Here is a 1,867-nt window from a genome sequence, read left to right as displayed (position 1 = left end):
GGATGGGTAGGGGAGCGTCGAGCAGCCAGCGAAGCCGCGGGGGAACCCAGTGGTGGAGGCTGTTCGAGTGAGAATGCAGGCATGAGTAGCGAAAGACGGGTGAGAAACCCGTCCGCCGATTGATCAAGGGTTCCAGGGCTAGGTTAATCCGCCCTGGGTTAGTCGGGACCTAAGGCGAGGCCGACAGGCGTAGTCGATGGACATCGGGTTGATATTCCCGAACCGATCGTAGGAGGACCCATACCGAGGCGTCTGATGCTAACCACCCGATCCGTCTTCTGCTCCTTCGGGAGTGGGAGTTTTGGTGAGGCTGGGAACCAAGGGTGTAGTAGGTCAGCGTGTGGAATGACGCAGAGAGGTAGCTTCCGCGGACTTAATGGAATAGTCCGTCTAAGCGTGCAGCCCGATCCCGGGTAATGCTGGGGTCATGTGGGTCAGACGTGATGGGGATCCCGTATGGGCGTAGGTGAGTGATCCTGTACTGCCAAGAAAAGTTCCGGCGTGACGAATACGGTCGCCCGTACCCTAAACCGACTCAGGTGATCAGGTAGAGAATACCAAGGCGTTCGAGAGAATCGTGGTTAAGGAACTCGGCAAAATACCCCCGTAACTTCGGGAGAAGGGGGGCCTTAGAGGTGAGAGCCTCGAGGGCCGCAGAGACCAGGGAGAAGCGACTGTTTACTAAAAACACAGGTCCGTGCGAAGTCGTAAGACGCTGTATACGGACTGACGCCTGCCCGGTGCTGGAAGGTTAAGAGGACTGGTTAGCACTTCGGTGCGAAGCTGAGAATTTAAGCCCCAGTAAACGGCGGTGGTAACTATAACCATCCTAAGGTAGCGAAATTCCTTGTCGGGTAAGTTCCGACCTGCACGAATGGCGTAACGACTTCTCCACTGTCTCAACCGCGAACTCGGCGAAATTGCATTACGAGTAAAGATGCTCGTTACGCGCAGCAGGACGGAAAGACCCCGGGACCTTTACTATAGTTTGGTATTGGTGTTCGGAACGATTTGTGTAGGATAGGTGGGAGACTGGGAAGCATTCACGCTAGTGGGTGTGGAGTCGCTGTTGAAATACCACTCTGGTCGTTCTGGATTCCTAACCTCGGTCCGTGATCCGGATCAGGGACAGTGCCTGATGGGTAGTTTAACTGGGGCGGTTGCCTCCTAAAGAGTAACGGAGGCGCTCAAAGGTTCCCTCAGCCTGGTTGGCAATCAGGTGTTGAGTGTAAGTGCACAAGGGAGCTTGACTGCGAGACAGACATGTCGGGCAGGTGCGAAAGCAGGAACTAGTGATCCGGCACCTCATTGTGGAATGGGTGTCGCTCAACGGATAAAAGGTACCCCGGGGATAACAGGCTGATCTTGCCCAAGAGCTCATATCGACGGCATGGTTTGGCACCTCGATGTCGGCTCGTCGCATCCTGGGGCTGGAGTTGGTCCCAAGGGTTAGGCTGTTCGCCTATTAAAGCGGTACGCGAGCTGGGTTTAGAACGTCGTGAGACAGTTCGGTCCCTATCCGCTGCGCGCGTTGGATATTTGAGAAGACCTGTCCCTAGTACGAGAGGACCGGGATGGACTGACCTCTGGTGTGCCAGTTGTTCTGCCAAGGGCATGGCTGGTTGGCTACGTTGGGAAGGGATAACCGCTGAAAGCATCTAAGCGGGAAGCCTGCTTCAAGATGAGATATCCATGCACTTCGTGTGCGAGAGGCCCCCAGTAGACCACTGGGTTGATAGGCCAGATGTGGAAGCGCGGTAACGTGTGGAGCTGACTGGTACTAATGGCTGATGACTTATCAACATTCAATTGTTGTTTGCGTGTGTGTTTGCGTCCACTGTGTGGTTCTGGAGAAACAACCCCAGCA

Annotated in this window: 1 rRNA gene; it reads left to right on the top strand. The window is 55.1% G+C overall.

The window, feature by feature from the left end:
- Positions 1-1,803, top strand: a 23S ribosomal RNA gene (locus tag ACXET9_RS16060); the annotation flags it as partial.
- Between the last annotated feature and the right edge of the window lie 64 nt (positions 1,804-1,867).

The sequence above is a fragment of the Brachybacterium netajii (SeqCode) genome (assembly GCF_054114245.1).
Note: the sequence above shows the minus strand (reverse complement) of the source record. Positions and strands in the feature narration are given on the sequence as shown.